Origin of the sequence: Nonomuraea antimicrobica (genome assembly GCF_039536965.1) — a bacterium.
Classification (GTDB): Bacteria; Actinomycetota; Actinomycetes; order Streptosporangiales; family Streptosporangiaceae; genus Nonomuraea; species Nonomuraea antimicrobica.
The window spans coordinates 21,196-38,810 of sequence record NZ_BAAAZP010000103.1 but is presented as its reverse complement, the minus strand read 5'-3'; the positions used below and the strand labels follow the sequence as shown (position 1 = coordinate 38,810).

17 protein-coding genes are annotated in these 17,615 nt (G+C 70.5%); 11 read left to right on the top strand and 6 right to left on the bottom strand.

Annotated features, from left to right (window positions below; genetic code table 11):
* Positions 1-3 precede the first annotated feature (3 nt).
* The gene (locus ABD844_RS29770) at positions 4-573 is read right to left on the bottom strand and encodes a TetR/AcrR family transcriptional regulator (RefSeq protein ID WP_344885369.1); all 570 of its coding nucleotides are present in this window, start codon (positions 571-573) and stop codon (positions 4-6) included.
* 79 nt (positions 574-652) lie between these two features.
* Between ABD844_RS29770 and ABD844_RS29765 the strand changes: the two genes are divergently transcribed.
* Complete coding sequence (locus ABD844_RS29765; RefSeq protein WP_344885367.1) at positions 653-1,471, top strand: alpha/beta fold hydrolase; 819 nt, start codon at positions 653-655, stop codon at positions 1,469-1,471.
* Between the two features lie 49 nt (positions 1,472-1,520).
* Here the strand turns inward: ABD844_RS29765 and ABD844_RS29760 are convergent, their stop codons facing one another.
* Complete coding sequence (locus ABD844_RS29760; RefSeq protein WP_344885364.1) at positions 1,521-2,447, bottom strand: ABC transporter substrate-binding protein; 927 nt, start codon at positions 2,445-2,447, stop codon at positions 1,521-1,523.
* A gap of 208 nt (positions 2,448-2,655) precedes the next feature.
* Here ABD844_RS29760 and ABD844_RS29755 point away from each other — a divergent pair, with 208 nt between their 5' ends.
* From ABD844_RS29755 to ABD844_RS29725, 7 genes are all read left to right on the top strand, one after another.
* On the top strand, positions 2,656-4,014 hold the full coding sequence (locus ABD844_RS29755; protein ID WP_344885361.1) for an ammonium transporter: 1,359 nt from the start codon (positions 2,656-2,658) through the stop codon (positions 4,012-4,014).
* Entirely contained in the window at positions 4,011-4,349 is a 339-nt protein-coding gene (locus ABD844_RS29750) for a P-II family nitrogen regulator (RefSeq protein ID WP_185071480.1), read from the top strand. Before ABD844_RS29755 ends, ABD844_RS29750 begins: the two co-directional genes overlap by 4 nt.
* Positions 4,350-4,470: 121 nt before the next feature.
* Positions 4,471-6,696 (top strand): [protein-PII] uridylyltransferase, encoded by a 2,226-nt coding sequence (locus ABD844_RS29745; RefSeq protein WP_344885354.1) that lies wholly within the window; start codon positions 4,471-4,473, stop codon positions 6,694-6,696.
* A 133-nt stretch (positions 6,697-6,829) separates the two neighbouring features.
* Positions 6,830-9,694 carry a nitrate- and nitrite sensing domain-containing protein gene (locus ABD844_RS29740; RefSeq protein ID WP_344885351.1) on the top strand — a complete coding sequence of 955 codons (2,865 nt, stop codon included), beginning with the start codon at positions 6,830-6,832 and terminating at the stop codon, positions 9,692-9,694.
* A 25-nt stretch (positions 9,695-9,719) separates the two neighbouring features.
* A complete protein-coding gene (locus tag ABD844_RS29735; RefSeq protein ID WP_344885348.1) occupies positions 9,720-10,142 on the top strand; it encodes a roadblock/LC7 domain-containing protein in 423 nt (140 codons plus the stop codon).
* A 26-nt stretch (positions 10,143-10,168) separates the two neighbouring features.
* Positions 10,169-10,531: a DUF742 domain-containing protein gene (locus ABD844_RS29730; protein ID WP_344885345.1), complete on the top strand. Its 363-nt coding sequence runs from the start codon at positions 10,169-10,171 to the stop codon at positions 10,529-10,531.
* Entirely contained in the window at positions 10,512-11,090 is a 579-nt protein-coding gene (locus ABD844_RS29725; RefSeq protein ID WP_344885342.1) for a GTP-binding protein, read from the top strand. Before ABD844_RS29730 ends, ABD844_RS29725 begins: the two co-directional genes overlap by 20 nt.
* Here ABD844_RS29725 and ABD844_RS29720 read toward each other — a convergent pair.
* Positions 11,087-11,890: a nitroreductase/quinone reductase family protein gene (locus ABD844_RS29720; RefSeq protein ID WP_344885339.1), complete on the bottom strand. Its 804-nt coding sequence runs from the start codon at positions 11,888-11,890 to the stop codon at positions 11,087-11,089. The genes ABD844_RS29725 and ABD844_RS29720 overlap by 4 nt on opposite strands.
* A 75-nt stretch (positions 11,891-11,965) precedes the next feature.
* Between ABD844_RS29720 and ABD844_RS29715 the strand changes: the two genes are divergently transcribed.
* Positions 11,966-12,415 (top strand): MarR family transcriptional regulator, encoded by a 450-nt coding sequence (locus ABD844_RS29715; RefSeq protein WP_344885336.1) that lies wholly within the window; start codon positions 11,966-11,968, stop codon positions 12,413-12,415.
* 40 nt (positions 12,416-12,455) lie between these two features.
* On the opposite strand, the gene ABD844_RS29710 is transcribed toward ABD844_RS29715, so the two are convergent.
* Positions 12,456-13,229: a TetR/AcrR family transcriptional regulator gene (locus ABD844_RS29710; protein ID WP_344885333.1), complete on the bottom strand. Its 774-nt coding sequence runs from the start codon at positions 13,227-13,229 to the stop codon at positions 12,456-12,458.
* A gap of 80 nt (positions 13,230-13,309) precedes the next feature.
* On the opposite strand from ABD844_RS29710, the gene ABD844_RS29705 reads away from it, so the two are divergent.
* Together ABD844_RS29705 and ABD844_RS29700 are read left to right on the top strand one after the other, a co-directional pair.
* Entirely contained in the window at positions 13,310-14,248 is a 939-nt protein-coding gene (locus ABD844_RS29705) for an ATP-binding cassette domain-containing protein (protein ID WP_344885330.1), read from the top strand.
* The gene (locus ABD844_RS29700; RefSeq protein WP_344885327.1) at positions 14,245-15,039 is read left to right on the top strand and encodes an ABC transporter permease; all 795 of its coding nucleotides are present in this window, start codon (positions 14,245-14,247) and stop codon (positions 15,037-15,039) included. Before ABD844_RS29705 ends, ABD844_RS29700 begins: the two co-directional genes overlap by 4 nt.
* A 3-nt stretch (positions 15,040-15,042) precedes the next feature.
* On the opposite strand, the gene betA is transcribed toward ABD844_RS29700, so the two are convergent.
* Positions 15,043-16,692, bottom strand: coding sequence for a choline dehydrogenase (betA, locus tag ABD844_RS29695; protein WP_344885323.1), 1,650 nt, complete (start codon positions 16,690-16,692; stop codon positions 15,043-15,045).
* Complete coding sequence (locus ABD844_RS29690; RefSeq protein ID WP_344885320.1) at positions 16,668-17,606, bottom strand: ABC transporter substrate-binding protein; 939 nt, start codon at positions 17,604-17,606, stop codon at positions 16,668-16,670. Before ABD844_RS29690 ends, betA begins: the two co-directional genes overlap by 25 nt.
* Positions 17,607-17,615 lie beyond the last annotated feature (9 nt).

Sequence of the window (17,615 nt, the reverse complement as noted above, 5' to 3'; positions counted from 1 at the left end):
TGGTCAGCGCGGGCGGAGCAGCCTGTGGACGAACTCCCGCACGGCGGCCTCGGCGGTGGCCTGGTCGCCGCCGCGCGCCACCATCAGGACGCTCTCGTTGACGGCCGCCAGCAGCATGTGGGCGTGCAGGTCCAGGAACTCGGCCGGCACCGCCCCCGTGGCGTCGAGTGCCGCCTTGAGCATGCCGAACGAGTAGCGCTCCTCCATCGCCCGCCACCGCTCCCAGCCCAGCACGGCCGGGGCGTCGGTGAGCACGATGCGTTTGATCACCGGGTCGCGCGCCAGCCGGACCCAGGCCAGCACGCCCGTGAGCAGGGCCTCCTCGGCGTCGCGTGAGCCCCGCACCGCCCGCACGAGCTCGGCGCCGATGGCCGCCTCGGTGGCCTCCAGCACGGCCTCGAACAGGGCCTCCTTGCCGGCGTAGTGGTGGTACAGAGCCCCTCTGCTCAGCCCCGACTCCTGCAGCACCGTCTCGATCGACGTGTCGTCGTAGCCGCGCTCGGCGAACAGCCGCGTGGCGATGGTCAGGACCTTGTCGCGGGTGGCCGCGCCGCGTTCGGCCTTGAGGTTCATGAATCCAGAATAGACAAACCGACTATCGGTCGGTAACTTCGTAGACCGACAGTCGGTTTGTAAAACGGAGGAACCACCGATGGACGGCATCCACTACGTCGACGTGGGCGAGGGGTCCGAGGGTCAGCCCGTGAGCCTGTTCGTGCATGGGGTCGGCACCAGCTCCCACCTTTGGCGCAACGTCATCGCCGAGCTGCGCGACGAGCGCCGCTGCGTGGCCATCGACCTGCCCCTGCACGGCGGCAGTGCCCCGCGCGACGACCTGTCGCTGCCCGCGCTGGCCGAGGCCGTCGAGGAGCTGTGCGAGCACCTCGGCCTGAGCGAGGTCGACCTCGTCGCCAACGACACCGGCGGGGCGGTGGCCCAGGTCTTCGCCGTACGCCACCGCGAACGCCTGCGCACGCTCACCCTCACCAACTGCGACGTGCACACCAACCTCCCGCCCGAGGCGTTCAGGTCCACCGTCGAGCTGGCCGCCAAGGGCGAGCTGGCCGCGCTCGTCGCCGCCGTGCTCGACTGGCCCGACCTGCTGGCCGACACCGCGCTCGGCGCCGGATACGAGCGCATCGACGACCCGGCGGCGCTGGTGGAGGCGTACCTGCGGCCGATCTTCGCCAGGCCGGACGGCGGGCGCGCGTTCGAACGCCTGCTGACCTCCCTCGACGCCAAGGACCTGGTCGCCATCGAGCCGCAGCTCACGGTGCTGACCGTGCCGACGCTCGTGGTCTGGGGCACGGGCGACGTGTTCTTCGACGTGAGCTGGGCGCGCTGGCTGCGGGACACCATCCCCGGTGTGCGGGAGATCGTGGAGATCGAGGGCGGGCGGCTGTTCTTCCCCGACGAGCGGGCCGATGAGCTGGTGCCCCATCTGCGGCGCTTCTGGGCGGCGCAGCCGTAGGCCCCCTGAGCGCGGCCCGGTCTCGTCGGGAGGGCGGCCCCCGCCCGGGTCACGCGAGCGGCATCAGATACTTGTCGAGGTCGTCGAGGATCTTGCCGGCCGCCGTGACGCCGATCCCGAGCATCCAGATCTCGTCGTCCACGTTGTGGGCGTTGTCCGACTTGACCGCTTTCAGGTTCTTCCACAGCGGTCCACCGGTCACCGCGGCCTGCGACTTGGCGGACGCCTCCCCGTACGCGCTGTAGAAGATCGCGTCGGCGTCGGCCTTGGCGATGTTCTCCTGGCTCACCTTGCCGAAGCGCCGGTCCTCCTGGTCGGCGAGCTGCTGCGCCTCGGGCCGGGGGATGCCGGCGTCGCCGACGACGATGCCGCTGAACGACTGGGGCCCGTACATGCGGATCTCGGTCGGCATGAACCGTACGATGCTGACCTGCAGCTTCGCGAACTTGGCGCCCACCTCCTTCGCCCGCGTCCCGTACGCGGTCAGGAGCTGCTGCGCCTGCTCCTTCTTGCCCAGCGCCTCGGCGTCGAGCAGGAAGTTCTCCTTCCAGGTGATGCCGACCCGCTCGGTGAACACGGTCGGGGCGATCTTGGCGAGCTTGTCGTAGAAGGCCTCCTGGCGGAACTTCGTGCCGAGGATCAGGTCGGGCTTGAGCGCCATGATGGCCTCGATGTTGAGCTGCTGGAGCGTCCCCACCGGCTTGGTGGCGGCCAGGGCCGAGCCCAGGTATTCCGGCCAGGACTGGCTCTCCTGGGCCTGGGCCGCGCCGACGGGGGTGAGGCCGAGCGAGACCATCGTGTCGAGCTTGTCCGTGTCGAGCACGACGACGCGCTTCGGGGTCATGGGCACCTTGGTCTCGCCCATGGCGTGTTTTACGGTCCTGGTGGGACCGGCCTCCTGGGAGGCGGTGGAGGTGCCGCACGCGGCGAGGGTGAGGAGGGGGAGCATGGCGGCTAGGGCCAGGCGCAGTCGCATGGGCGTTCCTTGATCGCTTAGGTTAGGCAACCCTAAGTATCGCACGCTCGATATCGCGTCGCTCAAATAGGTGCTGTGAGTGGCCCGAAACGTCGGCGAAACACCCGCATGGCGAGATTCACGAATGTGAAACACGCCCGGTCGAGCCACGAAACCCCGGAAGAACACGCTGTGGCCACACGTCACATGCAAAAGGAGGGTCGCTTCGATGATCGACAGCGGCACTACCGCCTGGATGCTGGTATGCACCGCCCTGGTGCTGCTGATGACTCCGGGCCTCGCGTTCTTCTACGGGGGAATGACCAGGGCCAAGAGCGTGCTCAACATGATGATGATGTCGTTCGTCAGCATCATCGTCGTGACGGTCGCATGGGTCCTGTACGGCTACTCCCTGGCGTTCGACACGGCCGGTGACGGGACCGGCTTTGTCAACAAGATCGTCGGAGGGCTCGACTACGTCGGCCTGAGCGGGGTCTTCAACGCCGTCTACGAAGGTCTGATCGTCGAGGGCGGCAGCGTGACGGCCGAGGCCGCCGCTGCCGACAACTTCCCGCTGATGGTGTTCTCCGCCTTCCAGCTCACCTTCGCCATCATCACGGTGGCGCTGATCAGCGGCGCCATCGCCGACCGGGCCAAGTTCGGCGCCTGGGTGCTGTTCTCCCTGGTGTGGGCCACGGTCGTCTACTTCCCCGTCGCCCACTGGGTCTGGGGCGGCGGCTGGCTCACCCAGCTCGGCATCGAAGACTTCGCCGGCGGCACGGTCGTCCACATCAACGCCGGCGCCGCGGCGCTCGCGCTCGCGCTCGTCCTGGGCAAGCGCCAGGGCTGGCGCAAGGAGCCCATGCGGCCGCACAACCTGACCCTGGTGCTGCTCGGCACCGGGCTGCTGTGGTTCGGCTGGTTCGGCTTCAACGCGGGCTCCGAGTTGGCCCCCGACCAGACCGCGGGTCTGGCGTTCATGAACACCCAGGTCGCCACGGCCGTGGCCGCCGGTGCCTGGCTCGTGGTGGAGAAGCTGCGCGACGGTCACGCGACCACGCTCGGCGTCGCCTCCGGCGCGGTGGCCGGTCTGGTCGCCATCACGCCCGCCTGCGGTTTCGTCGACCCGTGGGCGGCCGTGGTGATCGGCGTGCTGGCCGGTGTGGGCTGCGCCTACGCCGTGGGCCTGAAGTACCGGGCGGGCTTCGACGACTCGCTCGACGTGGTCGGCGTCCACCTGGTCGGTGGTCTGATCGGCGCGATCGCGCTGGGCTTCGTGGCGGCCTACCCGTTCCTGCCCGGCCAGAACAAGGGCATCCTGATCGAGGGCGGCCAGGTCAGCCAGCTCGGCCTCCAGGTGCTCGGCCCGGTCGCCGTCGGCGGCTACTCGTTCGTCATGTCCTGGATCATCGGCAAGGTCATCGACAAGACGATGGGCTTCCGCATCGGCGAGGACGCCGAGCTGACCGGCGTCGACATCGCCACGCACGCCGAGACGGGCTACGACCTCGGCACCGTCTACGCCTCCGGCGTCAGCTCCTCCAACGGTCCCGTAATCTCCCCGGCCACGAAGAAGGTGGACGCATGAGGCTCATCACGGCGATCATCAAGCCCTTCAAGCTGGATGACGTGAAGGCCGCGCTCGAACAGTTCGGCATCAAGGGCATGACCGTCAGCGAGGCCAGCGGCTACGGCCGCCAGCGGGGCCACACCGAGGTCTACCGCGGCGCCGAATACCAGGTGGACCTCGTGCCGAAGGTCCGGCTGGAGGTGCTCGCAGAAGAGGATGACACCGAGGACGTGATCGACGTCATCGTCAAGGCGGCGCACACCGGCAAGATCGGCGACGGCAAGGTGTGGTCGGTCCCCGTGGACACCGTCGTCCGGGTGCGCACGGGAGAGCGGGGTCCGGAAGCCCTGTGATGGTTTCGCGGCGAAGCCGGGACGACGGCGTCCCGGCGGAGCACGGCAGGATTTCCACGGGGGGTCCGCGGCGATGCCCGGACGACGAGGTCCGGGCTGTGCTCGGCGAGGGGGCGCGACAGTGAGGGGAGAGGCCCGTTCGTACGCCGCGGCCCGCAAGGAGCGGACCACCGACACCGACCGCTGGCTCAAGGATCTCTTCCGCACGGCGAGCGACGGCGACCACGTCTCCCTGGTCGCCGTCGGCAGCCTCGGCAGGGGCGAACCGGCCCCAGGCAGCGACCTCGACCTGGTGCTGCTGCACAACGGCCGGGCCGACGTGGCCAGGATCGCCGACCGGATCTGGTATCCGATCTGGGACTCGGCGGTCAGCCTCGACCACTCCGTACGCACGGTGGAAGAGGCGGTCTCCGTGGCCCGGCAGGATCTCAAGGCCGTGCTCGGCCTCATCCAGGCCAGGCACGTGGCCGGCGACCCCGACCTGACCAGGAAGGCCAGGGAGGCGGTGCTGGCCGAATGGCGCGCCGACTCCCGGCGCCGGCTCAGTGAGCTGCGCGACGCCTCCGACCAGCGGGCCCAGTCCAGCGGGGAGCTGGCCTTCCTGCTGGAGCCCGATCTCAAGGACGGGCGCGGCGGGTTGCGCGACGTCCAGGCCATGCAGGCGGTGGCCGCCGCCTGGGTCGCCCCGGCGCCCGGCCCGCGGGCGCGGGAGGCGTACGAGTTCGTCCTCGACGTGCGGCACGCGCTGCACATCGTCACCGCCCGCGGCACCGACCGGCTGGTCCTCCAGGAGCAGGACGCGGTCGCCGGGCTGCTCGGCCTGCTGGACGCCGAGGCGCTGATGCGCAGGCTCGCCGAGGCGGGCCGCACCATCTCCCACGCCTTCGACGGCACCTGGCGCACCGTTGACAGGCTGGTGTCAGGCCCCGCGCCCCGAGGCCGCCGTCCGCTGGCCGACGGCGTGGTCGAGCACGGCGGCGAGGTGGTGCTCGCCAGGGGGGTCGACCCGCGCAGGGACCCCGTGCTCGTGCTGCGCGCCGCCGCCGCGGCGGCCGGCTCCGGGCTGCCGCTGGCGCCCGCGACGATCTCCGTCCTGGCAGCTCAGTCGCCGCCGATGCCGGTGCCCTGGCCCGAGGAGGCCCGTGACGCGCTGGTGTCGATCCTCGGCGCGGGCCGTGCCGCCGTGCCCGTGTGGGAGGAGCTCGACCAGGCGGGCATCCTTGTCAGACTGCTCCCTGACTGGGAACGCGTACGCCACCGCCCGCAGCGCAACCCGATCCACCGCTTCACGGTCGACCGCCACCTGATCGAGACCGCCGCGAACGCCGCCGGTCACACCCGCGAGGTCTCCCGCCCCGACCTCCTGCTGATCGCGGCGCTCCTGCACGACGTGGGCAAGGGCTGGCCGGGCGACCACTCGGCGACGGGCGAGGTGGTGGTCCGCGACATCGCCGCCCGCATCGGGCTGCCCGCGCCCGACGTCGAGACGCTGGCCACCGTCGTACGCCACCACCTGCTGCTCCCCGAGACCGCCACGCGGCGAGACCTCTCCGACCCCGTCACGATCGAGAAGGTCGCCGCCACGGTCGGCTCGCGGGAGGTGCTCGAACTGCTGGCCGCGCTGGCGGTCGCCGACGGCACCGCGACCGGCCCGGCCGCCTGGAACGCGTGGAAGGCGGGGCTGGTCGCCGACCTCGTACGCCGCGTCAGGTCCGTGCTGACCGGCTCGCCGCCCCCCAAGCCGCCGACCCTGTCGCCCGAGCAGGCCGCGCTGGCCCGGCACGGCGGCGGGGCCGTCCGGGTCAACGGGGGAGCGGTCACGGTCGTCGCCCCCGACCGGGCGGGCCTGCTGTGGAGCGCCGCCGGGGTGCTGGCCGCCCACCGGCTCGTCGTGCGCTCGGCCTCGGCCGCGTTCGCGGGGTCCACGGCGGTGATCGAGTTCTCGGTCATCCCCGAGTACGGCTCCCCTCCCGACCCCGCGACGCTGGAGTCCGATCTGCGTCTCGTCCTTGCTGGACGTCTTGACATCGAGCAGCGGCTGGCCCGCCGGGCCAGGTCTCTCAGGCCGTCCCGCGTACCGGTGGCTCCACCTCGGGTGACGTTGGTCGACGACGCCTCCGCGACAGCCACCGTGGTGGAAGTCAGGGCCCATGACAGGCCGGGACTTCTGTGGCGTATTGGGCGTGCGTTCGGTGAGTGCGGTCTTGACGTGAGAGCCGCTCGCGTAGAGACTCTCGGCGCGGAGGCGGTGGACGTCTTCTATGTTGTGGACCGCGCTGGTCGCCCCCTCAGCGACGACGCGCAGAGGGCTCAAGTCCGCGATCAAGTCCTTGCCGCGCTGCGATAACCAACAGCACACAACTACCGGTCGCATTTGTAACGATTATGTCCGATATGCCTGATACGTCAGATGCTGTGGATACTTTGTGGACGGCTTGATGACCCGTTGCTTACGGGACGATTGAGGGGTTGCGGGAGCGGTGACTACGGGGAATTCGAGCAGCGGCCCAGCCGCTCAGCGGGCCCGCGGCAGGCAGCCGCTGCAGCGGCTCGCCCTGCGCAACTGGCGGGTGAGGTGGCGCCTCACCGCGCTCATCCTGGTGCCCACCATCGCCGGCGTCGTGCTCGGGGGAGCGCGCGTGGTCGGCTCGGTGCAGAGCATCGGCGTCTACGACCGCACGGCCATCGCGGCCGAGCAGGCGGGGCGGCTTCGCGACCTCGTCCAGGCGCTGGGGCTGGAGCGTGACACCGGTGGCTGGATCGGCGCCAACCGCGCCATGCGCAAGAAGCTCGAAGCCCCTCTCGAACAGCGCAAGGCCGCCGTCGACACGCTGATCAAGACCGTCCGCGCCGACCTCGACACGATGGACGAGTCGTACGGCCCCCGCGTGGTCAAGGCCGCCGCCCAGGCCAGGTACGACCTGAGCCGCCTGTCGGGGATCAGGACCGAAGGTCAGACCGACACCATCCGCTACGACTTCCTCGCCGACACCCTCATCAAGCTGCACGACGAGCTGAGCCTGATGTCGCACGACTCCCAGATCGTCGGCTACTTCCGCGCCCTGAGCGCGCTCGTGGCGGCCAAGGAGGAGCTCTCTCGCCAGCGCGTCCAGCTCCTTCAGGCCAGCTACAACCCCGACAGCGTGGACGCCAAAGAGGTCGAGCAGTTCATCGCCTCCAACGCCCGCCAGCAGAGCGACATCGCCACCGTGGGCGCCGAGGCCGGGACCGAGGTCGGCGAGCAACTGTCCAAGGCACTCGCCTCCAGGCCCGAGTACGTCAACATCCAGCTCACCAAGTCCCGCGCGATCACGCTGGCCAGCGGTCGGCAGCCGGGCGCCCGCATCACCGACAACCTCATCTCCGCCAGGGCCGAGCGCGAGGAGTGGTTCAACAGCAACACCGTCGCCATCGACGTGCTGCACGGCATCGAGGAAGAGCTGGCGGGCAAGGTGAGCCTGCGCAGCCAGGAACTGCGCGACGCCGAGACCCGCAACGCGATCATCGCCGGTGCGCTCATCGTGGCGTTGCTGCTGGTCGTCCTGCTGCTCACCGTCGCCATCGCCCGTTCCATGGTGGGCCCGCTGCGGCGGCTGCGTACCGAGGCGCTGGAGGTCGCGGGGTTCCGGCTGCCCGACGTGGTGCGCCGGTTGCGCGTCAGCGGTGAGACGGCCGTACGCGACGTGCACCCGATCGAGGTCGAGGGCAACGACGAGATCGGCGAGGTGGCGCGGGCCTTCGACCAGGTGCACCGGCAGGCCGTGCGGCTGGCGGGCGAGGAGGCCGAGCTGCGCAGCAACATCAGCTCGATGTTCGTCAACCTCTCGCGCCGCACGCAGACCCTGGTCGAGCGGCAGATCTCGCTGATCGACGGCCTGGAGAAGGGCGAGCAGGACGGCGGCCGGCTGGCCGACCTGTTCAAGCTCGACCACCTGGCCACCCGCATGCGCCGCAACTCCGAGAACCTGCTGGTCCTGGCCGGCCACGAGGCCACCCGACGGCGCAGCCAGCCGGCCAAGCTGGTCGACGTCGTACGCGCCGCGCTGTCGGAGGTCGAGGGCTACGAACGCGTCCAGGTCCGGGTGCACCGGGCCACCTCGGTGCTCGGGAACTGCGCCAACGACCTGGTCCACCTGGTCGCCGAGCTGGTCGAGAACGCCATCCAGTTCTCCCCGAGCAACTCCCAGGTCACGGTCACCAGCAGCCTCATCGAGGGCGGCGGCGCGCTGCTGTCGGTCAGCGACACCGGCATCAGCATGACCGAGGACGAGCTGGCCGAGGCCAACCGCCGCCTGGCCGAGCCGCCCGTCGTGGACGTGTCGGTGTCGCGGCGGATGGGCCTGTTCGTGGTCGGCCGCCTGGCGCTGCGCCACGGCATCAGGGTGCAGCTCCGCAAGGGCGACGGCGCGGGCCTGATCGCCATGGTGCTGCTGCCGCCCACGCTCATCGTCGACGGGACCCAGCAGCAGCCGCTGCCGCAGCGGCCCGCGTTCGGCGGCGGCACCGTGGCGAGCCAGCCGGGGCCGGCGCCCGCGGCGAACGGGTCGTTCAGGTCGTTCGCCAGCTTCGACTCCTTCGACGCGGGACCGGGCAGGACGGGGCCGTTCGACGTGGGGCGCCCGCGCGGGGCCGGCCTCGCGGGGCAGGGGCCGGGCGCCTTCCACTCCGAGCCGGGCGCGGCGGGGGCCAACGGCTTCACCGCCGACACCGACGGCGGCTCGTACCGGCGGCGGCCGGGCTCGTTCGACTCCGGGGCGTTCCCGTCATATCCGAGCCCGCAGCCGCCCTCGCCCCCGGCGGTCAGCGGCCCTTCCGGCGGCGGCCCATCTGGTAATGGCGCGTTCCATATGCCGTCACCGGCCCCGTCGTTCCCCACGAACGACGTGCGTACGCCGGAGCCCGCGCCCTCGGTCGACGTCTCGCCGATGGACCAGGAGCAGGAGGAATTCCTGCCGATCTTCGCATCGGTGGAGTCGGCCTGGTTTCGCAAGCCCCCAGGGGAGGCGCCGAGCCCCGAGGCCGGGGGTGAGCCCACGCCCACACAAGCCGTACCCTCTGGGGAGGAAGCATGGCGAACGGCCGCAGACGCCGGATGGCGGGCGGCGGCCGCAGCCAGCGAGCCGAGCCTGGGCGGCATCACCGCCGCCGGGCTCCCCAAGCGGACCCCCAAGGCCAACCTGGTGCCGGGCACCGCCGGTCAGCCGGCGCAGCTCCAGCAACCGCAACCGGAGGCGCCTGCGGTGCCTCCGGTCTCCGCGGAGCGGATACGCAACCGGATGGCCGGCTTCCAGCAGGGTGTGCGACGGGGCCGCCAGGAAGTACGTGGACAGGAGGAAACAGAGTGAGTAAGCGTCCCGCCGGGGAGGATGCGTGACAATCCTTAGCCATGAGGCGCACAGGTTCGACTGGCTGATCACCGACTTCGTACGTAACACGCCCGGAGTCGCGCATGCCGTCGTGGTCTCGGCGGACGGGCTCTGCCTGGCCGCCTCGGAGGGCTTCCCTCCAGACCGAGCCGACCAGCTCGCCGCGGTCTCCGCCGGCCTGCTGAGCCTCACCGTGGGCGCGTCGAGGGTGTTCGAGGGCGGCTCGGTGACGCAGACCGTGGTCGAGATGCAGCGGGGCCTGCTGCTGGTCATGGCGATCAGCGACGGCTCCGTGCTCACCGTGCTCGCGGGGCCCGACTGCGACATGGGTCTCGTGGCCTACCAGATGACGCTGCTGGTGGACAGAGCGGGACAGGCGCTCACGCCGGCCCTGCGTGCGGAGCTTCAGGCCGCCAGGACCCGGTGATGTGATGGAACTGATGGGAGCGGGCCGTGTACGGCGCTGACGGAGCCGGGGACGACGAGCCCCTGTTCCGTCCCTACGCGGTGACGGGCGGCCGGTCTGAGCCGCGCTATCACCTCGCGATGGAGACGTTGATCTCCTCGATGTCGATCCCGGACGACGAGATGGCCCTGCTCACTCCCGAGCAGGAGGCCATCATGCAGTTGTGCAGGTCGTTCCGGTCGGTCGCGGAGATCTCGGCCCTGCTCCGTGTCCCGCTGGGCGTGGCGAGGGTGCTCGTGGCGGACATGTCCGACGAAGGGCTTGTCCGCCTGCACCAGCCACGCCTCAGCCAGGGGCAGCCAGACCTCAACATGCTCGAAAGGGTGCTCAGTGGACTACGCAGGCTCTAGCCCCGGCCTCACGTCGACGAAGATCGTCGTCGCCGGCGGGTTCGGTGTCGGGAAGACGACGTTCGTGGGGGCGGTGTCCGAGATCCTCCCGCTCACCACGGAAGCGGTGATGACGGACGCGTCCGCGGGCATCGACGACCTGGGCATGACGCCGAACAAGCAGACCACGACCGTGGCCATGGACTTCGGCCGGCTCTCGCTCGACCGCGACCTGATCCTCTATCTGTTCGGGACTCCCGGGCAGCACCGGTTCTGGTTCATGTGGGACGACCTCGTGCGCGGGGCCATCGGGGCCGTGGTGCTGCTGGACACGCGCCGCCTGGCCGACAGCTTCCCGGCCATCGACTACTTCGAAGAGGCCAAGCTGCCGTTCGTGATCGGGGTCAACGGCTGGGAGGGCCAGTTCCCGCACGGTGAGCAGGAGGTCAGGGAGGCGCTCGCGCTCGCGCCGCACGTGCCGATCGTGCGTACGGACGCCCGCAACCGCGAGTCGGTCAAGGCGACGCTGATCGCGCTGGTCGAGCACGTCGTACGCCTGCGCGCCGCGCCCGTGCGCTAGCGCCGGCCCGCCGACCAGGGCACCTCCTCCAGCGAGTTGAGCACCGGGATGAGGTGTTCCTCCTCGTAGGCGAAGTGGGCCTCCATCTTCGCGGCGACGCGCTCCAGCGTGGCCGGGTCGGCCGCCCCGCGCAGTTCCTCCACCAGCCCGGCGAGCACGGCGTGCTCGTCGCGCAGCCGGTCGAGGGGTTGCTTCAGCTCGGGGAACAGTTGCTCCAGGTGCGGGAAGACCACGCGGTCCTCGCCCGTGTGATGGAACGTGATCGCCTCGCAGAAGGCCAGGCAGTGCGCCCGCAGGTCGGCGGAGTCCGCCTCGCCGGCGCGCACCCGGGCCAGCTCGCCCCTCAGGTAGTCGTGGATCCTGACCAGCTCGTCCCCGAACGCCCGCAGCCGCTCGTGCTCGGGGTGGAGCGCGACGACGGGGATGACCCGGTCCGTCTTTTCCTGGTAGGCGGCGAAGGCCGGGTCGATGGCCGCCTGGCGGGCGTACAGGCGGTCGCGCTCCGCGCCTTCCAGCGGCACCGCCCTGGCCGTGAACGTCTCCTCCCCGAGCTCGACCGTGACCCTGGGGTTCGCCACCACGTTGTGGTACCAGGCCGGGTGGGCGTCGCCGCCCGCGTTGGAGGCGAAGACCAGCACGCGCTCGCCGTCGCGCAGGTAGACCGCCGGGTTCGTCCGCCGCCGCCCGGTTTTGGCGCCCACCGTGGTCAGCAGCACGAGCGGGGCGCCCTCGAACATGCCGCCCACCTTGCCGCCGTTGGCCCGGAACTCCTCGATCACCCGCTGGTTGAAGTCCGTCATCTCACTATCCTTTGGTGAGGCGCGATCGATATTTGCTTTGCAAGCAAAGCTAATTTAGACAGCAAGGTATTGGCTATGTCAACTGACGGCTTGAGCGTGGACGACGGCATCAGGACGTTGCTGCTGCTGATGCCGCGCATGGTGGGGCGGGTCAAGCGGCTGAAGGTGCCCGAGGCGCTGCAGGCGTTGTCGCTGGCGCCCCGGCATCTGTCGCTGCTGTCCTACCTGCAGTTCGACGGCTCGATGACGGTCAACGAGCTGGCCGGGCGGCTGGAGGTGGCGCCCGCCACGGTGAGTCTCATGGTGGGGGAGCTGAGCAGGAAGGGCGTGCTGGAGCGGCGCGAGGACGACGCCGACCGCCGCCGTACGATCGTCAGCATCGCCGACGGGCACCAGGACTCCATCGACGAGTGGCTCGGCTACGGCGCCCAGGCGTGGCGGCGGGCGCTGGCGCCGCTCACGCCCGCGCAGCGGCGCATGTTCGTCGACACGCTGCTCGCCTACGAGCAGGCCCTGTCAGGCTGAGGCGCCCGCCCGGAAGGGCTGAGGCGCCCGCCCGGAGGGCTCAGGCGGAGGTGGTGCGGCGCTTGGCGACCAGGGCCTCGATGCCGTCGAGGATGCGCTCCAGGCCGAACTCGAAGGCGTGCTCGGGGCTGTAGGCGCCCTGGAGCTCCTGCCCCGCCGCCTGCCCGACCCGGGAGGCGACGGGATAGCGGGTGGTGTCGGCGATGCGGGCGAGGAAGGGCGCGTGCGCGGCCCACCACTGCTCGTCGGTCAGCCCCGTCAGGCTCTCGGCCTGCGCGGCCTCCACCGCGCCCCTGGCCGCGCCGTGCACGAACCCGGTGATCAGGGTGATCACCGAGTCCATCTCCAGGTCCGACAGGCCGATGCCGTCCACCGCGCCCAGCTCGTACTCGTATTTGGCCGTGACGTTCGGGCCGAGCACCGGGCGGTTCGCGGCCACCTGCAACAACCACGGATGGCGCAGGTAGAGCGCCCAGTTCTCCCTGGCGATCTGCTCCAGCCCGCCCCGCCAGCCGCCCGGCACGTCGTCGGGGCGGGCGGTCTCGCCGTAGACCTCGTCGAGCATGACGTCGAACAGCTCCGGCTTGCCCGGCACGTACGTGTAGAGCGACATCGTCCCCACGCCCAGCCGCTCGGCCACGCGGCGCATGGACAGCGCCTGCAGCCCTTCGGCGTCGGCCACCTCGATGGCGGCGCGCACGATGCGCTCGACGCTCAGCTCTGGCCTGCCCTTGCGGCTAGCCCGCTCGCTGGTGCGCCAGAGCAGCGCCAGGCTGCGCGCGGGGTCGCCCCTCCCGGAGAACTCAATCGTCACACCTCCGTACGGTACACCGTACGGTTGCCGCCTCGGAACGTATGCTGTACGGTACGGCGTACGATTCATTGGGAGGTGGTATGTCAGCGGTATCGGCACAGGGCCTGCGCAAGACGTACGGCGAGAAGACGGCGCTGGACGGCATCGATCTGGACGTGCGCGAGGGCACGGTCTACGGCCTGCTCGGCCCGAACGGCGCGGGGAAGAGCACGACCGTGCGCATCCTCACCACGCTCCTGCGCCCCTCGGGCGGGCGCGCGCAGGTGGCCGGCTTCGACGTGACGACCCAACCCCGCCAGGTACGCCGCCACCTCGGTCTGGTCGGCCAGCACGCCGCGGTCGACGAGCTGCTGACCGGGCGGCAGAACCTGGAGATGTTCGGCCGCCTCCACCACCTCGGCGCCGCCGCGGCCCGCGCGCGGGCGGCCGAGCTGCTGGAGCGCTTCGGGCTGGAGCACACCGGCCCGGCCAAGGAACTGTCGGGAGGCATGCGCCGCCGCCTCGACCTGGCGGCCGGGATGATCCTGGCGCCGCCCGTGCTGTTCCTCGACGAGCCGACGACCGGCCTCGACCCGCGCAGCCGGGCCGAGATCTGGCGGTCGGTGCGCGACCTGGTCTCCGGCGGCACCACGGTGCTGCTGACCACGCAATACCTGGAGGAGGCCGACCAGCTCGCCGACCGGATCTCGGTCATCGACGCGGGCCGGGTGGTGGCCGAGGGCACGCCCGACGCGCTCAAGTCCAAGCTCGGCGGCGACCGGCTCGACGTGGTGATCCACGATCACGACCGGCTGGCGGAGGCCGCCGCGATCCTCGGGCGGGTCGCGTCCGGCCCGGCCGACCTGGACAGGGACACCCGGCACGTGAGCGCGCCGGTGAACGAGCGCGTGCGGGCGCTCACGGACGTGCTCGCGGCCCTGTCGGCGGCCGGCATCGAGGCCGAGGACGTCGCCGTCCGCCGCCCCACTCTCGACGAGGTCTTCCTGCACCTCACCAACGCCGGAGGAGGCGACGAATGAGCGAGATCTCACTGCGGTGGGCCCTGGCGGACGGCTGGACGATCGCCCGCCGGGACCTGATCCACTGGGCCAACCAGCCCGCGACCGTGGTGTTCGGGGTGGTCTTCCCCGTGGTCATCACGCTGGCCTTCGGCTACCTGTTCGGCGGCGCGGTGGAGGTGCCCCAGGGAGCCGACTACTTCGCCTTCCTGATGCCCGGCATGTACGGCATGACGATGCTCTTCGGCCTGACCGCCACCATGATCGCCGTCACCACCGACGCCTCGAAGGGCGTCACCGACCGCTTCCGCTCCATGCCCATGGCTCCGTCGGCCGTCCTGATCGGGCGGGCCGTCGCGGACCTGCTCCACTCGGTCCTCGTGCTGGCCGGGCTGCTGGTCTGCGGGCTGGCGGTCGGCTGGCGTCCGGCCACGGCCGGGGGCGCGCTCGCGGCCGTGGGCCTGCTGCTGCTCCTGCGCTTCTCGCTGTTGTGGATGGGCATGTACCTGGGGCTGCTCACCAGGGACCCCGGTGGGGTGGTGGCGGTGCAGATGCTGGAGTTCCCGATCGGGTTCCTGTCGAACGCCTTCGTCGCCCCGGAGACCATGCCCGGCTGGCTGGGGGCGATCTCCGAGTGGAACCCGCTGTCGTCCACGGTGGCGGCGGCCAGGGAGCTGTTCGGGAACCCGGGGTGGGGCGGCGACTCGTGGGTGGCCCAGCACGCGGTGCCGATGGCCGTGGCGTGGCCGCTGGTGATCACGGTGGTGTTCTTCGTCCTCTCGGTCCGCCGCTACCAGCGCCTCGACCGCTGAGGGTCACCTCGTATGGCGATAGAACTCCACCGGCTCCGGCGGGAGCGGGGTGTTGCCCAGGATGAGGTCCGCGGACTTCTCGGCGAGCATCATGACCGGGGCGTAGATGTTGCCGTTCGTGACGTACGGCATGGCCGAGGCGTCCACCACGCGCAGCCCGTCCAGGCCGTGCACGCGCATGGTGCCGGGGTCCACGACGGCCAGCTCGTCGGTGCCCATCTTGCAGGTGCACGACGGGTGCAGCGCCGTCTCGCCGTCCCTGGCGACCCAGGCGAGGATCTCCTCGTCGGTCCGCACCCCGGGGCCGGGGGAGATCTCGCCCGCGTCCAAATCCGCCCACGCGGGCTGGGAGAGGATCTCCCTGGCGTGCCGGATCGCCTCCACCCACTCCCTGCGGTCCTGCTCGGTGGACAGGTAGTTGAAGCGCAGGGCGGGCTTGCGGCGCGGGTCGGCCGAGGTGATGCGGACGGAGCCGCGGGCGTCGGAGTACATCGGCCCGATGTGCACCTGGTAGCCGTGCCCGCCCGCCGGGGCCGAGCCGTCGTAGCGGACCGCGATCGGCAGGAAGTGGAACATCAGGTTCGGGTACGCCACGTCGTCGTTCGACCGGATGAACCCGCCCGCCTCGAAGTGGTTCGTGGCCCCGGGGCCGCGCCGCAGGAACAGCCAGTCCGCGCCGATGAACGGCCGCCGCCACAGGGCCAGTGACGGCTGCTGCGAGACCGGCTGCAGGCAGGCGTGCTGGACGTAGACCTCCAGGTGGTCCTGGAGGTTCTCGCCCACCCCCGGCAGGTCGTGCACGACGTCGACGCCCAGCGGCTCCAGCAGGGCCCGCGGGCCCACGCCGGACAGTTGCAGCAGTTGGGGGGTGTTGATCGCGCCGCCGCACAGGATGACCTCCGACGCCTCGATGCGCTCCCCGCCGCACAGCACGCCCACGGCCCGGGTGCCGTCGAAGAGCACCTTCTCGACCAGGGCGCGGGTGCGTACGTGGAGGTTGGGACGGCGGCGTACGGGGTGGAGGTAGGCGCGGGCGGCGCTGAGGCGGCGACCACGGTGGATGTTGCGGTCGAAGGCGGCGAAGCCCTCCTGGCGGTAGCCGTTCACGTCGTCGGTCAGGGGGTGCCCGGCCTGCCGCACCGCCTCGAAGAACGCCTCGAACAGCGGCCCGCGCGCGGGGCCGCGCTCCAGCGTCAGCGGGCCCTCGCCGCCGCGGAAGTCGGTGCCGGGCTCTGCCAGGCAGTTCTCCATCTTCTTGAAGTACGGCAGGCAGTGCGCGTAGTCCCAGTGCCCCATGCCGGGATCGCCGGCCCAGCGCTCGTAGTCGAGCGGGTTGCCGCGCTGGAAGATCATGCCGTTGATGCTGCTCGAACCGCCCAGCACCTTGCCGCGGGCGTGGTAGACGCGCCGCCCGTTCATGTGCGGCTCTGGCTCCGACTCGTACTTCCAGTCGTAGTGGCGGTTGCCGATCGGGAACATCAGCGCCGCCGGCATGTGGATGAACACGTCCCACAGGTGGTCGGCCCGGCCCGCCTCCAGCACCAGCACCGAGGTCGAGGGGTCGGCGCTCAGCCGGTTGGCCAGGGCGCACCCGGCCGAGCCGCCGCCCACGATGACGAAGTCGAACCTCAACGGGGGATCCAGTCCTTCCACACGATCTTGTTCTCCTCGACCCACCGCCTGGCGGCCTCCTCGGCGCTCAGCTTCTCGTTGATCATGTCGCTGGCCACGGTGTTCTGGTCGTCGTTGGTCCAGTTGAAGTTGCGCACCAGCTCGTACGCCGGCCCGCCCGTCTCCGCGAACCGCTTGCTGACGATCTTGTCCAGCAGGTACGGCGGGTAGTCGCAGGCGACCTTGGCCGGTTCGTCGTCGCAGCCCACGGCGTAGGCCGGCAGCGCCACCTTGACGAGTTTGATCTTGGCGAAGAGCCATTGCGGTTCGTAGAAATACATGAGCAGCGGTGTCCGATTCTTCGTCGCGGCCTGGGCCGCCTTGATCAGCGCCGCCTCGCTGCCCGAGTAGACGACCTGGTAATTGAGCCCGAGATTCTTGACGATGGCCTCGTCGTTCGTCACGAACGTCGGGTCGCCATCTAGGACTTGTCCGGCATTTCCGGTTTTTTCGGTCCGGAAGAGTCGGGCGTACTTATTGAGGTTTCGGTAGTCCGTAATGTCGGGGTACTTTTTGGCCATCCACTCCGGCACGTACCAGCCGATGACCCCCTTGTTGCCCGTGAGGCCCGCCGACAGCGCGACCTTCTTCTCCTCGATGTACTCCTTCTTCCAGTCGTTGTGACCCCAGCTTTCCACGATCACATCGACCTTGCCGGACTCGAAGTCCTTCCAGGACTCGTCCTCTTTCATGGGCCGCTTGTTCACCTTGTAGCCCAGCTCGTGCTCCAGCAGGTACGCCAGCACGGCGGCCTGGGCCTCGTACCCGGCCCAGCCGTGGATGTCGATGTTCACGGTGCCCTTGGCCGTGGCGGTGGTCTCGGGCTCCCCGCTGGAGCAGGCGGCCAGGAGCAGGGCCACGACGAGCGGCCCTGCGAGCGTCTTCGTTCGGATCATGAGAGGTCT

What these genes read in the sequence shown, in the direction of transcription:
- ABD844_RS29720 (WP_344885339.1), bottom strand. Translation starts at nt 11,890, where the DNA reads ATGACGGACTTCAACCAGCGGGTGATCGAGGAGTTCCGGGCCAACGGC.
- ABD844_RS29770 (WP_344885369.1), bottom strand. Translation starts at nt 573, where the DNA reads ATGAACCTCAAGGCCGAACGCGGCGCGGCCACCCGCGACAAGGTCCTG.
- ABD844_RS29690 (WP_344885320.1), bottom strand. Translation starts at nt 17,606, where the DNA reads ATGATCCGAACGAAGACGCTCGCAGGGCCGCTCGTCGTGGCCCTGCTC.
- ABD844_RS29760 (WP_344885364.1), bottom strand. Translation starts at nt 2,447, where the DNA reads ATGCGACTGCGCCTGGCCCTAGCCGCCATGCTCCCCCTCCTCACCCTC.
- ABD844_RS29755 (WP_344885361.1), top strand. Translation starts at nt 2,656, where the DNA reads ATGATCGACAGCGGCACTACCGCCTGGATGCTGGTATGCACCGCCCTG.
- ABD844_RS29700 (WP_344885327.1), top strand. Translation starts at nt 14,245, where the DNA reads ATGAGCGAGATCTCACTGCGGTGGGCCCTGGCGGACGGCTGGACGATC.
- ABD844_RS29765 (WP_344885367.1), top strand. Translation starts at nt 653, where the DNA reads ATGGACGGCATCCACTACGTCGACGTGGGCGAGGGGTCCGAGGGTCAG.
- ABD844_RS29715 (WP_344885336.1), top strand. Translation starts at nt 11,966, where the DNA reads ATGTCAACTGACGGCTTGAGCGTGGACGACGGCATCAGGACGTTGCTG.
- ABD844_RS29705 (WP_344885330.1), top strand. Translation starts at nt 13,310, where the DNA reads ATGTCAGCGGTATCGGCACAGGGCCTGCGCAAGACGTACGGCGAGAAG.
- ABD844_RS29750 (WP_185071480.1), top strand. Translation starts at nt 4,011, where the DNA reads ATGAGGCTCATCACGGCGATCATCAAGCCCTTCAAGCTGGATGACGTG.